This window comes from Endozoicomonas sp. YOMI1 (assembly GCF_024606345.1).
GTDB lineage: Bacteria > Pseudomonadota > Gammaproteobacteria > Pseudomonadales > Endozoicomonadaceae > Endozoicomonas.
In genome coordinates this window covers 1-16,094 of record NZ_JAHHPM010000162.1, presented here as the reverse complement: position 1 = coordinate 16,094, position 16,094 = coordinate 1, and the positions used below count along the sequence as shown (strand labels likewise).

General features: G+C 47.6%; 13 protein-coding genes. 8 read left to right on the top strand and 5 right to left on the bottom strand.

Translation table 11 applies throughout. From position 1 onward, the window contains the following. The 3 genes from KDK15_RS05770 to tcdA all read left to right on the top strand — a co-directional run. Positions 1 to 839 (top strand): hypothetical protein (locus KDK15_RS05770; RefSeq protein WP_257294414.1); only part of this gene is annotated, 839 nt, incomplete at its 5' end. A gap of 570 nt (positions 840 to 1,409) precedes the next feature. Beyond that, positions 1,410 to 2,396, top strand: coding sequence for an ankyrin repeat domain-containing protein (locus KDK15_RS05765; RefSeq protein WP_257294413.1), 987 nt, complete (start codon positions 1,410 to 1,412; stop codon positions 2,394 to 2,396). A gap of 61 nt (positions 2,397 to 2,457) precedes the next feature. Then, positions 2,458 to 3,258, top strand: coding sequence for a tRNA cyclic N6-threonylcarbamoyladenosine(37) synthase TcdA (gene tcdA / locus KDK15_RS05760; protein ID WP_257294412.1), 801 nt, complete (start codon positions 2,458 to 2,460; stop codon positions 3,256 to 3,258). Positions 3,259 to 3,301: 43 nt separating this feature from the next. On the opposite strand, the gene KDK15_RS05755 is transcribed toward tcdA, so the two are convergent. Next, a complete protein-coding gene (locus KDK15_RS05755; protein WP_257294411.1) occupies positions 3,302 to 3,526 on the bottom strand; it encodes a hypothetical protein in 225 nt (74 codons plus the stop codon). A 329-nt stretch (positions 3,527 to 3,855) separates the two neighbouring features. Further along, positions 3,856 to 5,616 carry a SufS family cysteine desulfurase gene (locus KDK15_RS05750; protein WP_257294410.1) on the bottom strand — a complete coding sequence of 587 codons (1,761 nt, stop codon included), beginning with the start codon at positions 5,614 to 5,616 and terminating at the stop codon, positions 3,856 to 3,858. A gap of 451 nt (positions 5,617 to 6,067) precedes the next feature. Between KDK15_RS05750 and ilvG the strand changes: the two genes are divergently transcribed. After that, the gene (ilvG, locus tag KDK15_RS05745) at positions 6,068 to 7,723 is read left to right on the top strand and encodes an acetolactate synthase 2 catalytic subunit (RefSeq protein ID WP_257294409.1); all 1,656 of its coding nucleotides are present in this window, start codon (positions 6,068 to 6,070) and stop codon (positions 7,721 to 7,723) included. After that, positions 7,720 to 7,980, top strand: coding sequence for an acetolactate synthase 2 small subunit (gene ilvM, locus KDK15_RS05740; protein WP_257294408.1), 261 nt, complete (start codon positions 7,720 to 7,722; stop codon positions 7,978 to 7,980). Before ilvG ends, ilvM begins: the two co-directional genes overlap by 4 nt. 164 nt (positions 7,981 to 8,144) lie before the next feature. On the opposite strand, the gene KDK15_RS05735 is transcribed toward ilvM, so the two are convergent. Further along, complete coding sequence (locus KDK15_RS05735) at positions 8,145 to 9,044, bottom strand: LysR family transcriptional regulator (protein WP_257294407.1); 900 nt, start codon at positions 9,042 to 9,044, stop codon at positions 8,145 to 8,147. Between the two features lie 387 nt (positions 9,045 to 9,431). Here KDK15_RS05735 and KDK15_RS05730 point away from each other — a divergent pair, with 387 nt between their 5' ends. Next, complete coding sequence (locus tag KDK15_RS05730) at positions 9,432 to 9,896, top strand: hypothetical protein (RefSeq protein ID WP_257294406.1); 465 nt, start codon at positions 9,432 to 9,434, stop codon at positions 9,894 to 9,896. Between the two features lie 544 nt (positions 9,897 to 10,440). Here KDK15_RS05730 and KDK15_RS05725 read toward each other — a convergent pair. Continuing rightward, positions 10,441 to 10,728: a hypothetical protein gene (locus KDK15_RS05725; protein WP_257294405.1), complete on the bottom strand. Its 288-nt coding sequence runs from the start codon at positions 10,726 to 10,728 to the stop codon at positions 10,441 to 10,443. Positions 10,729 to 10,817: 89 nt separating this feature from the next. Further along, positions 10,818 to 12,167 (bottom strand): hypothetical protein, encoded by a 1,350-nt coding sequence (locus KDK15_RS05720; RefSeq protein ID WP_257294404.1) that lies wholly within the window; start codon positions 12,165 to 12,167, stop codon positions 10,818 to 10,820. A gap of 519 nt (positions 12,168 to 12,686) precedes the next feature. Here KDK15_RS05720 and KDK15_RS05715 point away from each other — a divergent pair. Together KDK15_RS05715 and KDK15_RS05710 are read left to right on the top strand one after the other, a co-directional pair. Beyond that, positions 12,687 to 13,724 carry an ankyrin repeat domain-containing protein gene (locus KDK15_RS05715; protein ID WP_257294403.1) on the top strand — a complete coding sequence of 346 codons (1,038 nt, stop codon included), beginning with the start codon at positions 12,687 to 12,689 and terminating at the stop codon, positions 13,722 to 13,724. 337 nt (positions 13,725 to 14,061) lie between these two features. After that, positions 14,062 to 16,014 carry a DUF1302 domain-containing protein gene (locus KDK15_RS05710; RefSeq protein ID WP_257294402.1) on the top strand — a complete coding sequence of 651 codons (1,953 nt, stop codon included), beginning with the start codon at positions 14,062 to 14,064 and terminating at the stop codon, positions 16,012 to 16,014. The last annotated feature ends 80 nt before the right edge of the window (positions 16,015 to 16,094 follow it).

Here is a 16,094-nt window from a genome sequence, read left to right as displayed (position 1 = left end):
GCAATGAGCCACTGAACACCCTTGGCATGACGGCAGACGGGCGGATTGTGCGGTTGGCAGAACAGGAGGAGGGCCAGCGGCCGGAACTGCTCCGGGTGTTTAAACACCAGCTTGGGGCTCTGATACCCGAGATGAAACATTGTGACGATCCCTTCGGAAAACCAGTGTTCAGGGAGCGGATGGTTGAGAACACTCTGAGGGCTGACGTTCAAACTCTGAGCGATTACCGTAACAGAATCTGGTGGGACCAGCAGATACGAAACCAGCTATCCACTTTAAAGGCACAGTATGCCACTGAATTTGATAAACTTGTTAAGCTGACTAGATCTCACATCAGATCCTTCTCCTACGATGCGGAAACTTCAGGCCCCAACTACCTTTTTGTTAACAATTTTACCCAACGCAAATGGACATTTAAAGATAACCGCAAGACCGGGGCGGCTGTTAAGACCAAAGATTTCTATATGAGCAATGTGATTGCCCATCAGTTCAAGCTGAGTTTTGACACGTTGGAGTGGCTACTGGAACTGCCGGAGATCATTGAACGGGATTCAATAACTAATAAGAAAACTATCGAAACTTTGATAGAACATAAAGACAATTACCTTTCGGATGATTTTCGAACGGCCTTCCTGGAAACGACGGACAACGGCAAGAGTACGGTTAGAGTTGCACGGGACCTTGGACTGATTATTAAATCGATCACCGTTACTTATAATGGACAGCCAGTGAACAGGATCGCTGACACGATTGACATCAAGCAGGCGGATCAAAAGTTTTGCGTGCATGTCCATGTTAGCCCTGACCCGGTGGTGTACGTTACAACTCCGGTCACATAGCTACGGCTATGCTGGCTACGTTGTGCCTTGCATGGTGACTGCCCACTTAGCCAGAAATATACGATTCCATTTGGCCAACTACTTCTTTTAGATATAGATGGGAGAAATGTGATTGCCGCAGAATCAGAGCAAACCGACCGGATCAATGCAAGAAAGCAAAAATTAACGTACATCCCGATCATTGAAGATTGTGATACCCGTTGACGGGTGACGATGAGCTAATGGACCTGCTCAGGGATCACCCCCAATAACTGCCATTACTCTTATCCCAAAGTACCGTTGGAGTTTTACTGGGGAACTTTACTAAAGAAGATAGAGTCATAAGCTCACCTGGAATCTGGCCAGGTCGGCCTTAACCGACTGTAGCGAGAAACCGTGCGGTTTGATCCGCTTTATTATGCTGATTTGAGACGAATAGTGGTTTTAATCAACGAAGAGCAGCCTGAAAAATGGCCAAATACGGCTTTTCCGCACGACTGCTCATGAATGCAGTAACCAGATTAACTTAGCAGCTGTTGCCGGTAGCTCAGTGTTAAGTCCGGCAGGCACCTGGATGTAAAGGTTGAGAATATGTCTACCCCCTTGCCTAATATTACTTCCTCAATACCCACAAGCTATCCACCCACTGAAGTCCCCCCCACTTCAGGTCACGTCTTACCTGAAACTAAAAATCCCCGTGTACAAACACTTCCGGACACCACCCCTTGTTTGCCAAAACAAAGCCTACCCGATGCCCCGAGTATCGCCACCAGACAGGTCAGTCAGTGTCCAAGCAAGGCACCTATTCCACTTGATTTATGGCAAGCAGTAAAAGCGCAGGATGTTGAACAAATCAATACGTTAATTAAAACTCATCAAATAAGCCCTAACACCGTTTTTGACTCACCCACAACCGGCAGCTGGTCCCCACTTTGTTACGCTGCCTACCATGATTTTCAAAAAGTTGTAACGGTGCTTGTGGAAAATGGTGCTGATGTGGATATGTTTTACAACGTAATAGAAAGTCCGCATTTAAGGCCAGATTTTTCATTTTATGGTGACAATAGGTGGAATGCACTGGGGTTTTGTGCTGCCAGCAATAATGTAAAGGCCTGCGAATTACTATTAGCACATAAACCTGAATCATTATGCAGTGTAATGGACACTTCGCTCGATTCGGGACGATACTGTCATGAAGTGATTAGTACATTGCTCAAAGCAGGAGCTGACCCAAATGGAGGTATCGCACCTGAGTCAAAGGAGGGCACTCCTTTAGCCTGTGCTGCGAGCCGTGGTCGTGTCAAAGAGTTAGAGTTGTTACTGGAACATGGTGCTGACCCTAACAGGGGTTGTCCCAAGCCTATCTGCAAGGCAGCGCAATGGTATGGAGTGGACAATGAACTCACCCGCCTGCTGATTAAAAAAGGAGCGATCTTTGAACCCTACTATAGCTATGATGAACCCCGACGACTTTTCCCATATATTGAACATAATAAGTGGCAGAGTGACCAGAGAATTTTGCACAAGCTGCGCTCCATTCACACTGAACTATTCCCCGATCAGCAGGGCAAAATTTGATTAAAATAATGCCACTTTGAGTTGTATAATCGACTGCTAATGTTTATCTCAGTCGTTTCCAATGCCAGCAGCCTCTTCCCCCAGCAACAGCTTCAATGACCGGTTCGGCGGTATCCGCCGCTTATATGGCAACAGTGCTGTTGAAAAACTTCGTCAATCCCATGTCTGCGTCATCGGTATCGGTGGTGTTGGCTCCTGGTCAGCAGAAGCTTTGGCCAGAACGGCGGTGGGTTACATCACACTGATCGATCTGGATGACATTTGTATTACCAACACCAACCGTCAATTGCATGCGCTTACGGACACCATTGGTCACTCGAAAGTTGCCGTGATTGCCGAACGCATTGCACAGATAAACCCGGAGTGTGAATGTCAGACCATTGAAGACTTTGTTACGGAAGATAATCTTCAGGAACTGATAACCAGCGAGTTTGACTATGTGCTGGATGCCATCGACAGCTCCCGGGTTAAGGCGGCGCTGATCGCTCACTGCAAACGTCACAAAATCAAAATCATCACCACTGGCGGTGCTGGCGGACAGATGGACCCCACCCGGATTCAGATCACCGATCTGACCAAAACCTGGCACGATCCCCTGGCAAGAAAAGTGCGCAACCAGCTTCGTGACCGTCATGGCTTCAGCAAAAATACCAAACGAAAGTTTGGTGTAGACTGTGTGTTTTCCACTGAGCAGGCCGTTTATCCACAGGCTGATGGCACCGTCTGTCAGACCAAACCAACAGGTGAAGGCTCAATGAAAATGGACTGCGCCAGTGGTTTTGGCGCGGCCACCGCAGTGACTGCTACCTTCGGTTTTGTTGCTGCTGCGCGAATTATTGAGAAATTGGCCAAGGCTGATTAATCCCGGCTCTTCAGACAGAAGTATGCAACTAAGGTGTAAATGATCACTCTCCCACATCGAATGCCAACAGCTCGCTCAGCTGCCGCTCGGCATCCTGAATAAACCGTTCCAGCCAGGATTTCAGTTCCAGCTCCAACCCAATAGTCAGCAGAACTTGCAAAGCCCTTATCTTCTCAAAGGCTTCCGGATTGATTTCCACTTTTTGAGGGCCATCATAGATTTCATGAAATAGCGAGGTACCCCTGGCACGATGTTTTAACCAATTCAAAGACAGTGCCCAACAACAACCTAATCGCGGCGGGCTGTCCCAGATCATATTTTCCAGCCATTTTCCCTTAATCTGAGAAAACCTGAACGTAACTTGCCCTCCAGCTTTTACTACAGATTTCCGTACCGGAGTAATCCTCCGCCAGATCCCGTTATCACTATTTGGGCTATTAACATTTGAGCGAAAAGAGGGAATAGAGTCCATTCATTTTACCCTTGTTTAATTTCAGCAAAATAATGAATCTGATGTCTTTTTTCTATATAAGTCAGTTGTATTATCTGTCGCCCCGGGTCAGGATTAAGTTCGATCAAAAATGGACAGAGCCCAGCTTAACGATAGCGATAAGCAACCGCCTGAATCTCCCTGACAATCGCTTTAAGCCCATTGCCTCTGGATGGGCTCAAATGATTGAACAGATCCAACTCATGGAACCACAGGTCAATATCTTCCTGTTCAATCTCTGCCGATGTTTTCGCTGAGAATACAGCCAGAACAATCGCTATCAGCCCCCGGATTACTCTCGCATCGGAGTCAGCAATAAAGTACAGGCGCATGGTTTCATCATCATAGTGATAATGGAGCCAGACATTGCTTTCACAACCCTGCAGCCGGGCGTCATCGCTTTTCCATTCACCTGACAGCACAGGCAGCTCTTTGCCCAGCAGCATGATCTGGCGATAACGTTCCTGCCAGGCGGAAAGCCCATTCAACCGCTCAGTTATCCTGGCAAGGTCCGGAGCCTGCTGACCAAAGATCTCTGGCAGGTCGGTTGCTTCACTGATCATTGCCTGCGCATGGCCCGGCTCTTTACCCTTATCACTTTTCATTTCAGGGTGAGCTTCATACAGCGGCAAATGGTGGAGCTTTTCCATGGCAACAACAAAAGCTCTGGCCTCATCTGCGGTGTTATAGAGGGCAAAAGAAGCTCTGACCGTTCCATGGAGGTTCAGGCCCTCCATCAAGGGCATGGCACAATGATGTCCGGTTCTCACGGCAATCCCCTGTTGATCAAGCATCAGCCCGATGTCCTGATTGTGGTGCTCACTGGAGACAAACGACACTACGGGTGCTTTCTGATCTGCCTGTCCAACCAGACGGATACCGCTTATCTGGCTTAATCCCTCCTCCACCAGCTGACGCAGCTGATGTTCATGGGCATGCATGGCGGCAAAATCAATATCTGCTAAAAACTCCAGCGCTTTGCCTAAACCAATAGCACCAGCAATATTGGGGGTTCCTGCCTCAAATTTGAACGGCAGTCGATTAAAGCGGGTGCCTGAAAAGCTGACATGCTCAATCATCTCACCACCGCCCTGCCAGGGAGGCATGTTTTCCAATAGCTCCCTTCGCCCGTACAGCACACCGATTCCCGTAGGGCCATAGACCTTATGGCCGGAAAACACATAAAAGTCGGCCCCCAAAGCCTGGACATCGACTTTCTGGTGGGCAACAGCCTGAGAGCCGTCCACCAGGGCCAGGGCACCGGCATTATGGGCAAGCTCAATAACCTCTTTAATGGGGGTGATCGTACCAATGGCATTGGATGTATGAGTCACTGCCACCAGCCTGGTGTTATCCGATAGCAATTGCTGCAACTGTTGAATATCCAGATTGCCAGCATCATCCAGCTCAACCACCCTGATGGTTGCCCCGGTTACTTCAGTCAGCAGTTGCCAGGGAACGATATTGGCATGGTGTTCAAGGCGGCTCAGGATAATCTCATCGCCAGCCTTTAGCTGGCTTCGTCCCCAGCTGCTGGCCACCAGATTGATGGCTTCAGTCGCTCCCCGGGTCCAGATAATCTCTTGCGCAAAACGGGCATTAATGAAGTGGCGGGTGGTTTCTCTGGCGGCTTCAAACCCATGGGTCGTGCAGGCACTCAGGAAGTGCGCTGCCCGATGCACATTGGCATTCTGCTCCCGATAATAGCGGTCTAGCGACTCAATGACCGACACCGGCTTCTGTGTGGTTGCCGCATTGTCCAGGTATACCAGCGGATGGCCATGCACTGTCTGCGACAACAGGGGAAACTGCTGCCGGAGGTTATCAACATCCAGAAAAGTGGGTTTAATGCCGACCTGGTCTTTCATAGTGACCTTCATGATAATCATGCCTCTGAAATGCAGGTCATTTTAAAGGGCGGGTAAACGGAGGCAATACCGTATTTAGCTATCCTGCTGAGTATTGATAATAGAGCCATCAGCCATTTTAAATGACTCGGATACCGAGTTTCTGGCACTGCAAATAATGCTGTGCTATAAAACCTGTACGTTAAACATTTAAAACTGACAAACCTATGATGCCTAAAGCCCTGAGCCAACCAGTCATTCTAATCGTGGTGATTATTATCGCCGCGGGTGGCTTTGTGGGCTGAACAAACAGCTGATACAAAACCCCCGCACCGAAAGGTCCGGGGGTTTTTTTATACCTGATTGAGGAGAAAAGCCATGCTTAACCTGATTGTTCTATCCGTCATTATCCTGCCTGTCATTCTATCTGCAGCGATTCCCCTCAGCATCTGGCAGTCGGGGGATCATCGATATGAATGGCGCTGAAGCAATCGTACAAACCCTGGTTCACCACGGTGTTGATACTGTTTTTGGTTATCCCGGCGGCACCATTATGCCGGTGTATGACGCCCTTCTCGACTCCACTGTTGGGCACCTGCTCTGCCGCCATGAGCAGGGAGCCGGTTTCGCCGCCATTGGCTATGCCCGCTCAAGCCAGCGTACCGGTGTCTGTATTGCCACTTCAGGCCCTGGCGCAACGAACCTGATTACTGCGCTGGCAGATGCCATGATGGACTCTGTCCCCATTGTTGCCATTACCGGCCAGGTACCAACCAGTGCTATGGGTACCGATGCCTTTCAGGAGATTGATATCCTGGGGCTGTCCATGGCCTGCACCAAGCACAGTTTCCTGGTAACAGAGCCAAACCTGCTTTGCCAAACCCTTCATCAGGCATTCACTCTGGCCAACTCCGGACGACCGGGGCCTGTCCTTGTGGATATTCCCAAAGATATACAACAGGCCCCCGCCAGCTGGCACCCACCTCCCGACCCGGTCTTGGACGGTTTCCACCCTGACAAGGATGCCCATAACAGCGTTGATCAAGCGCTGGAACTCATGCGGTCAGCTTCCCGCCCCATCGCCTATATCGGTGGCGGTGTGAATATGGCTCGTGCTACACAAGCGTTGCGTCATTTTCTGCAAATGACCGGTCTGCCCAGTGTCTGCACGTTAAAAGGCCTTGGTACTGTGCCTCCTGACAACGATGCTTATCTTGGCATGCTGGGGATGCATGGCAACCGGGCAGCGAACACCGCAGTACAATTGTGTGACTTATTAATTGTTGTGGGTGCCCGTTTCGATGACCGGGTGACTGGCAAGCTGGACACGTTTGCCCCTGATGCGAAAGTTATTCACATCGACATTGACCCGGCAGAAGTGCACAAGCGCAGAGCGGCTCATGTCGTTTTTCATCAGCCCATGCCGTGGGTACTGAAAGAGCTGTCCATCGCTTTGCCCGTCAACCACTGGCCTGGACACTGTCAGCAACTCAAAGAAGAACATCAATGGCGATACGACAAACCCGGTGAAGCGATTTATGCGCCCCATCTGCTCAACCAGCTATCCCGGCAATTGCCTGATAATGCCATCATCAGCTGTGATGTTGGGCAGCATCAAATGTGGGTTGCCCAGCATATGGCTTTTCAACACACCCGTAACCATTTGACCAGTGGCGGTCTGGGTACCATGGGCTTTGGCCTGCCTGCAGCCATCGGCGCTGCCATGGCACGACCGGATGACACAGTTATTCTGGTATCGGGTGATGGTTCATTTATGATGAATGTTCAAGAGCTGAACACCATAAAAAGAAGACAGTTACCGATTAAAATAGTACTGCTGGATAACCAGAAGCTGGGCATGGTTCGCCAGTGGCAGGCGCTATTTTATCAGGGCCGTTACTGCGAAACCGATCTTTCCGATAATCCCGACTTTATTACCCTGGCCAATGCCTTTGGTATTGGCGGCAGAACCATAACCCATCGCGACGAGGTAACGTCAGCCATGGACGAGATGTTGAGTGTGAGTGGCCCATGGTTGCTTCATGTACGCATCGATGCCACGGAAAACGTATGGCCCCTGGTGCCACCGGGAGCCGCTAACCATGAAATGTTGGAGCAACACTCATGAGTTTCCAGTTACAGATGCAATGCCATAAACAGCCTGACGTATTGGAGCGGATACTCAGAGTCATCAGACACCGGGGCTTTACTCTGAACACCATGAGCATGACGCCTTCCCACTGCGGTGGCAAAATTGAGTTATCCATGACCGTTTCCAGCCCCCGCCCGGCGCACCTTCTGATTACCCAGGTTGAGAAACTCCATGATGTGGTCGCATTGAGATGTATTGATACAACGTCCAATACTGATGCCAGCAGCTATTGATTCACCAGGCCAGAAAAGCGCTAATACCCATGCAATGCACACCTCGCTCTGCGTGGGGGGTGCAAAATCCTCTGGGTATATCAACGGCCTGACTTAACACTGCGATCAGTGAGTCAGCACACCCGCTTCACCATTGATCAGGGCATACTGCCTGTCCATCTCCTTCAACTTGAGACGAAAGCGTTAATGATGAACTCCCTGAACCAGCGGTGCGCCCGGTTATGCTCCCAGTACTCCGGCCACACTACATAATAGCTGACTCTGGGAGGTTTACCGGGCAGGGTTTTCATCGTCATATTCTGTACATAAGTATTGTAACGAGCCGCTTTCTCCATAGTGATCAGAATATGACGGGTGTCTTTTACCAGCTGCAAACCGATGGGCAGATTGGGTGTTTTCGCAACCACACGAATATTCTCACTGAGACCTTCCAGGTAATCCCTGATGAAATGAGGACTTCCCATCCATGAAGAGTGGCGAATCACCGGGTACTGCTCAAGATCTTCAATGGTCATCGCTTGATCAACGAGGGGATGATCCTCATGCACCAAGGCACAGATACTATCCTCCATTAATAGCTCATAACTGAAACCGGCAGGCGGTTTGCCAACATACCCAAGCACCAGGTCGACCTGACCGGCCTCCAGCTTTTTATCCAGCTGCGGGCTGAACTGTAACAGTTCAAAATTAAAATGAGGTGCCTGTTTCCAGAACTGGTGAAGGATTTGCGGCAGTATTTGCTCAAGAACAATGTAAGTCCCGGCAATGGTAAAGTTTTTTTCGGTAATCCAGGGGTCAAACTGCTGATTCTCAAATATGGTGCTGGCTTCAGTCACCACTCGATTCACATCGTCTTTCAAAGCCAGCGCTTTTTCAGAGAGAAAGATATGATTTCCCTGCCTGACCAGAATCGGATCATTCAGGGCTTCACGCAATTGAGCCAGCGTCCGGCTCATTGCGGACTGGGTAACATGCATCTGCTTCGCAGCCAGGGAAACACTTTGAGTATCGAGTAACGCCTTGAGGCCTGGCAAAAGGTTCAGGTTATGTCTGTACAAGTTCATACTTTGGTAACAAGCGCCCCAACGGTTGAAAGCACCATCCAAACGAAAGAGCCTGATAAATCAGCTCAGAGAGAAAAAAACAGCTGACCTGTGAAGGCTCCAGCCAATTTGACCACGAGACTATAGTCATATCACTTTAACTTCATCAGTATTATTCCCTATACATTCATCGCTAATCAGGTACACTGGAAACAGGAATCAGAGTGAGAGGACATTCTCAATTAGACAAATGGCCATCATATCCTGCTTAGTCGGCCATGCCTGAATACACGTTTGAAGTACAGGTCTCATGGCTAATTGAGAACGCATCCTGGCTCTGGTGAATCTGGCCTTGCGCCTGACAAATTTCTGGTCAGGTATCCGCTGAAACAGCTTTCAGGAGGGTCTATGAGCCAAAACAAGTACAAGAGTATTCAAGATCTGGTAGATAACTACATTGCCTCTGGCCTTTCTGCCAGAGAGTATGTGGAAGCCCGTGTAGATGCCGGAGATCTTAGTGCTGCCGAAGCCCTGAAACTGCTGTCTATTCTTCGAGAAGCACAGTCTATTACCTTTAAACTGGCCGAAGTCAGTGATGACGAGTTTTCCGGCCTGCACATGGTCCTTGTTCGCAAGGAAGAGGATGAGCTTGCTGATGATGCCTCTCCTCTGTTCAGTATTGAAATTGATGAAAGCCTGAATACTAATCGTGATGATGTCATTAACCTGCTGCAAAAATTTGCCAAAGAGCTGGCTGTGCTGGCGACACGAGGAGAGCTTGAAGAAGCAGAAGCCATAGATACCATTGATGACAACCCTGAAGACTGGCTGGATCACCCCAACATTCTCCCCGCCAGTGAAACCCGTCACTGATGAGGAAACAGGTCTAAGACTGCCCTCTCAACACCAACCAACTTAAAAAAATAAGCCCGGCAAGTGCCGGGCTTATTTTTTGATAGATAAAAGTAAATAACTAATTCTGGTTATATAGCCCAATCGTTAGTCATCAACAGATTCATTGATCAAACCATTGAATGACCTGTGGATAACTCTTGATTAAAACCGCACCGAGCGCAACAATCGTTGTTATGATCCAAGGCTCAAGCTGCCTTTATGCCAGTCCCAAATACAATACACCATCCTGGAAACTCCGGAACTCGTTCGCTTAAAGTAGTTTTAATAAATATCTGAGTTTCAAGCTTATACTGGAGATACCTAATAACAGTTTCTTTACTCTTCTGAAATTTGCTTTCCCTATTTTCTGTGTTTGTTCTTCAAGATTAGTCTGTAGCGTGGTGTATCTTCTGTTATTATGCCTGGATATGGGTACCCCAAGGTTATCATTTGTATTGGATTCCAGAAATCTGAATGTCGCTTTGTTGCGCTCATAAGCCTCTAACGGATTATCCTGAGCGCCTTAAGATTTAAAGTCATTCCGGTGGGTATCAATCTGGCGATCATTTTCTCTAAGGTCTAAATGCAATCGAAAAGATTTGGGCAGCAGACTGCGCAAGGAAGGCAAGCAAGATTGGGTATGTACTTCAATTCCAGAGCGTCGCTGCAGCCCGATACTTTGAGGTGCCCGTGTTAAGTCAGATGAATCGATGTTCACGCGAGGCAATACGGGAGAAGTAGTTTGTTCTCCGTATTTTTGGAATAAATACCATGTTGCATCAGTATTTGATAAAGATAAATCAGGTTTCATAGTCATATCCAATCTGAGTAGTCAAGTAGACACAGGCACTGAATTAAGCAGCTTTTTTCAATATGTGATCTGGATAAACATCTGCCGACTCAATCCACTCTGGCCTGATCTTTCTGGAGTGTGTTGACAGATAGAATAGCCTCAACATAGGAAGCGCCATTCTCAGAAAACCCACCCAGCAAATCGGTAATAATAGCTATCAACTTGTTATAGCCATCCTCACCAGAAGTCTTTAACACCGTCGCCTGCAACGAAGATTTGGCATTCAGTTCAGAATATTCCACCGCTGGATCATCAACGTATTTTTTCGGCATGGTCTGCTCCAGCACCTTGTGAATATCGTGTGCTTTATCATAAGCCTGCTGAGAAATGACTGTGACAATATGATCATCCTCATAAACTCTGGCTGCTGTTTGCCTCGTTAGTGCCTGAATGGTCGGGTGTTGCAGGTTTTTCTCTTCATAAGCCTGACTCATCACCTGACTTTGAAAATCTTCAAGGACCGTGTGCCGGTTCGATGCCAGTTGGATCGCCTGTTTCTGACCTTCCGGAAAACCAATAAGGTTCTTTAAGCCAACCCACAGGGTTGTCATGGTATTATTACCCGGTACCGGCATCACATGATAAGGGTTGGAAAAATCACTCAGATAGTGCAGCCCCCATCCCATAAAACGCCATCCCCAGTAATCATGCCCCTGCCTGAAGGCAAACTCGGAAAGCTGCTTAAACGACTGGATTCGATACTCCGGATAAGTCTGCTTCAAAAAACCACCCAGGGCATAAAGAAGCGAAGACTCATGGTAAAAGCCCATGTGGAAAGGTGCCTGTGTGCCATACTCCAGGTTTGGGTTACCGAAGGGCTGCTTACCAAACCCATAAATCTTGCCATAGTCGGTATTGCTGTCGGTAAACAAGCCTATATCCAGTCCATGATCCGGTTCATCCGCCGCCGTTGTGACGATATCGATGGCTGAAGCCTTATCCCCCGGTTGTAGCTGAACCAACTGCACAGAAACCAGATGATCAAAACTCTTCAGAGTGCTGACTGACTGAGGCTTAATGGGCGGAGACGCTCGTTTTTCCCCGGGAAGAAGCTGCAGATACAGAGGCCATTTGGTATTTGGATTCACACGAATCCCATGGGCAAAGCGGGTACGAATATCGTCTTTGCTTCCCGTCGCCTTGAAGGCCAGATCTTGCGGACGTGGCGCATAGTGCCATAAATTTTTCTGCATCCACTGCTCCTGCTGATCCAGAAACGCTTCCAGCGCCTGCTCATTAGCCAGCAGGAAGCTTTCCAGGCTTTCAACTTCCACCGGTGCAGCATCCCGAACCTGCGGAAGTGTCGCCAGCAGCTGGTGAGTTACCAGAGTGTGGTTGGACCATGAAGATGCATGGGTAGATATCAGCAAAGACAGCAAAAAACATAAGGTACGCATAAGCAGGCCTGAAACATAAAGTTTTTATTAAATTTATCAGGCGTATACCATAGCGAAAATGAAGGGTTGATGACAATCAGATATCAACGCCACAATAAGAAAAAAAGTTACGGAACTTTGTTACAGATTTATGGCCTAAACAGTTTGGTGATTAGATATACATGGCACTATCTGATCATTCACTGAATGACCGAATAAGACTCTGTTACCAGTATGGACATAACAAAACCCATATTCATCTCTGACTCCGTCGACAGGGTTTTTGGATCTCATGATAAACATTCTGTCCGTAAACGATTAGCATCCGACGGCAGTGAACTCTCCCCAGATAAAACAGACTCGGGAACCGTTCTTCTCTACGGTGAATCAGTTAGGGCTATCTATGACCCCCCTAACCTCTATATGACTAAAACTAATACTTTTGAGTCATCCATTACAGACTATTCCATTGACAAAAACACCTGGGAATACTTTAGAACCAAGAAAGCCAGGATAATAATTCCCTCAAGCGTTTTTCCCATGTTCAGAAGTGAAATGAAAGACGGGGATAGACTGGTAGTCAACACTAGAACAATGAAGTTCAAATATCAGATTACTGAAGCCAATAATTCTCCCAAAAAAGAGGTAACAGGAAAAGCCGTGTTTTGTTCAGAAGAACCTGCAAACAGCAACGAAATAGAATACCTGAATTCTCTGGTTAAAATACAGGTTTTAAAACCCAGAGATAAGCTATTCATTGATACCATGCTGGCAACCAGCACCAGGGACCTGATTTATTTTCTTGATAAAGCCTACCCCTGCAAGGATGAATTACTTGATAACGGCAATTCCGGGCAGCAAACATTACTGACCATCGCCTCACAACGGGAGGAGTGGGCTCTTTGCTTTAAGCTGCTTGAACAAGGAGCCACTCCCGATGCCGGTCATCACGGTAATAGCATGACGCCGCTTCATATGGCTGCAAAAGCCGGACAATCAGATCTGCTGGAAGCCCTGTTACTTCATAACGCCAACCCCAACATGACTACCGGGCCCTGGTCCTACAAGGGCGAGTGCAAGAGGATGACGCCATTAAGATTTACATTACTTTATGAAGGCAAGGATGTTAAAGAAATCGCAAAAGTCAGAAAATCAATGATTCAAACACTGCTGGAAAGCGGTGCCGACCCAATGACTATTGATACTACAGAGATAGCAGAATTCGTTGAACCATTAGAATTAATGCTAGAGACCCTTCTGGTTGAATCAACAAACTCAATAAAACACACCAAAATCCAGCAAACATACCTGAAATACCTGAGAAAAGTAATAAAAGATCATTCAGATCTACAAGCAAAAACAGAGTCCGGTTGCACGCCTGAGGAGATAGAATCAGCGCAGAATCTAATGAGTTTATTGGATAAGCTTATAAGCAAGTCAGAAACTATGCCAAAACTTCAGAACTCATGCCGTGCCATCATACGTTCCGAACTGAGCTTCCCAGTCCGCAGAAGCATTAAGGACCTCGATCTTCCCAGAGAAGTCAAAAAATTCATCTGTGACAGAGGTGGAATCTGACAGGAAGAAAAACCCTGAAAAACTGCGGGAAAAGGATTAAAGAGGAAATAACAAGACAGGGTATAAATTTCTTGCATACCAATATGCTCTTTAGTACAAATAGACAGGCCGAAACGCAAAACAATAAAAATAATACCAAGGGTATTTTCTAAACATCGTCGTATATATAACCAACTGCGGTTCAAAATATGGCGAGGTAACCGGTGATAGTGGGGACTATTGCCAGAAGCTCCAGGGCTGTAAAGGAATCCGGGTTACCAGTGCTACAGCGTCGTTAAAATGCCCAATTGGTGAAAAAAATAACTCTAATAATAAAACGGCAAGGACACACCTCCTCATGTTGACACCACAGAAACGACTGCAGCTCGCACCTGCAACCGCTGGTTTTGTTTTATCCGGAACATTGCTCTTCTCTGCTTCTGCCCAGGCTTTTGAGTTTGAGGCTATGGATGGTGAGGTACAGGGAACCATCAATACTACCATCACCCTGGGTGCCAAGTATGATCTTAAAGGTTATGAAACGCCGGATGGTGCTGAGCAAAACGAAAACGATGGTGATCGTTCTTTTGATAAAGGCTTTGTTATCAAGGCTCTCAAACTGACTTCTGAGCTGGACTTGAAAAAAGATAACTACGGTTTCTTTGGTCGTGCTACTGCTTATTACGACCATGTACTGATGAATGGAAGTAACAAGTGGGAGTCCAATAACGCTGCTGATGTTGCCAAAGGCTTCGACGATGAAGCTGGAACATTTAACGGCTGGTCTGATGCAGTAAAAGATAATCAAGGACGGGGAGCCAAGTTACAAAGTGCTTATTTATACGGTGACTGGACATTTGATGGCGGTCAGAAACTCAGTGTTAAACTGGGTGATCAGACCCATAACTGGGGTGAATCTATTTTCTACGCCGGTGGTATGAGAGATTTGAACGCCTATGATGTTGCACTCTCTACCCTTCCTGGCTCTGATGGTGATCTGAACATTGCCCAGGGGATGCTGATGGCAGACCTCCAGTTCAATGATGAAATGAAACTGTCAGCTTTTGCCCAATATGACTGGGAAGGTTCGATTATGTCAGGACGTGGCACTTACGGCTCTGGCGCAGATCTCTTTGTTCCTGGCTCTGACTTTGCCTACTATGAACTGTCGAGATTCGGACTGAACACTATTGGAACCGCAGGTTACGACTCTCTGTTAGCTGCTGCCCTGGGTGAAAACGGCGCAAATATTGCTACATTTGGTGACTACGGAAAAGTTGCTAATGTCGGTGGTGTAGTCGATGCAAGCGACTCTGGCCAGTGGGGCATGAAGTTCACCTTTACCCCTGAGTCACTACCAAACACCGAATTTGCAATTTACTACGCTAATTACCACTCAAGCATTCCATTTTTTGAAGCAAAAGTTACTCAAGCGTCTGCTCTCGGCGGCTTAAATATTTCCGGTATCACTTCTGCAGTAGGTGAATCTCCTAACGCAACAGTTGAGACCTTCCTTGATGCTATCAACGCTGATCCAACCAATACCAATCGACAGGCGGTACAGAAGGGCTTGGCAGCAATGTATATGCTACAAAATGGTGTGGATGCCCGAGTAATTTACCCAGAAGACATTAAACTCTGGGGTGCCAGTTTTAATACTAAAGTCTGGGGCTACACACAAATTGCCGGTGAAATCACCTATAGAGAAAATGCACCAATCTGGATTGATCACCCGGATGACATTCTTGGTAGCGGTGTTCTTGGTATCAGAGACTTTGCACTTGGCAATGATGTTAATATTTCTCAAGCTACGGGAAAAACCGTCAAAGCTGACCAATGGTATCAGAATATCGAACGGACACCGATGTGGGATGCCTCCTTATCTGTCATCCAACCATTTGGAGCCGTTTTAGGCACTGATCTGATGTACGTTGTTGCTGAAGCTGCGTTTGAGCAAGTAGCTGGTCTGAATGATGAATACTATGGCCGCATCTTGGGAAAGGGCGCTGAATCAGGAATCAATGAGGAAGAACGTCTCGACCGTAACAGCTGGGGCTACAACGTAATGGTTGGTGCCAACTGGAATGATGTCGCAATACAAGGCCTTAACCTGGAGTCGACTTTCCGGTTTACTCATGATGTAAACGGCAATTCCCATAAGACTGGCCGCTTCGAAGAAGGCGAAAAGAGGATCAATATGGGTCTGACCGCCAAATATGACGATATGATGGCCAAAGTGACCTGGGGTGGCGATGCCGACAACGTTCTGCGTAAAGGTACGATTACCGGAACAATTGGTTATACCTTCTAACCCTTCTCGTTCACACGGTCCCTAAGAGGCTGTCCGAGAATAGGCTGCCCTACTGCGGTTGCGATAAATTGGTCTAAAAA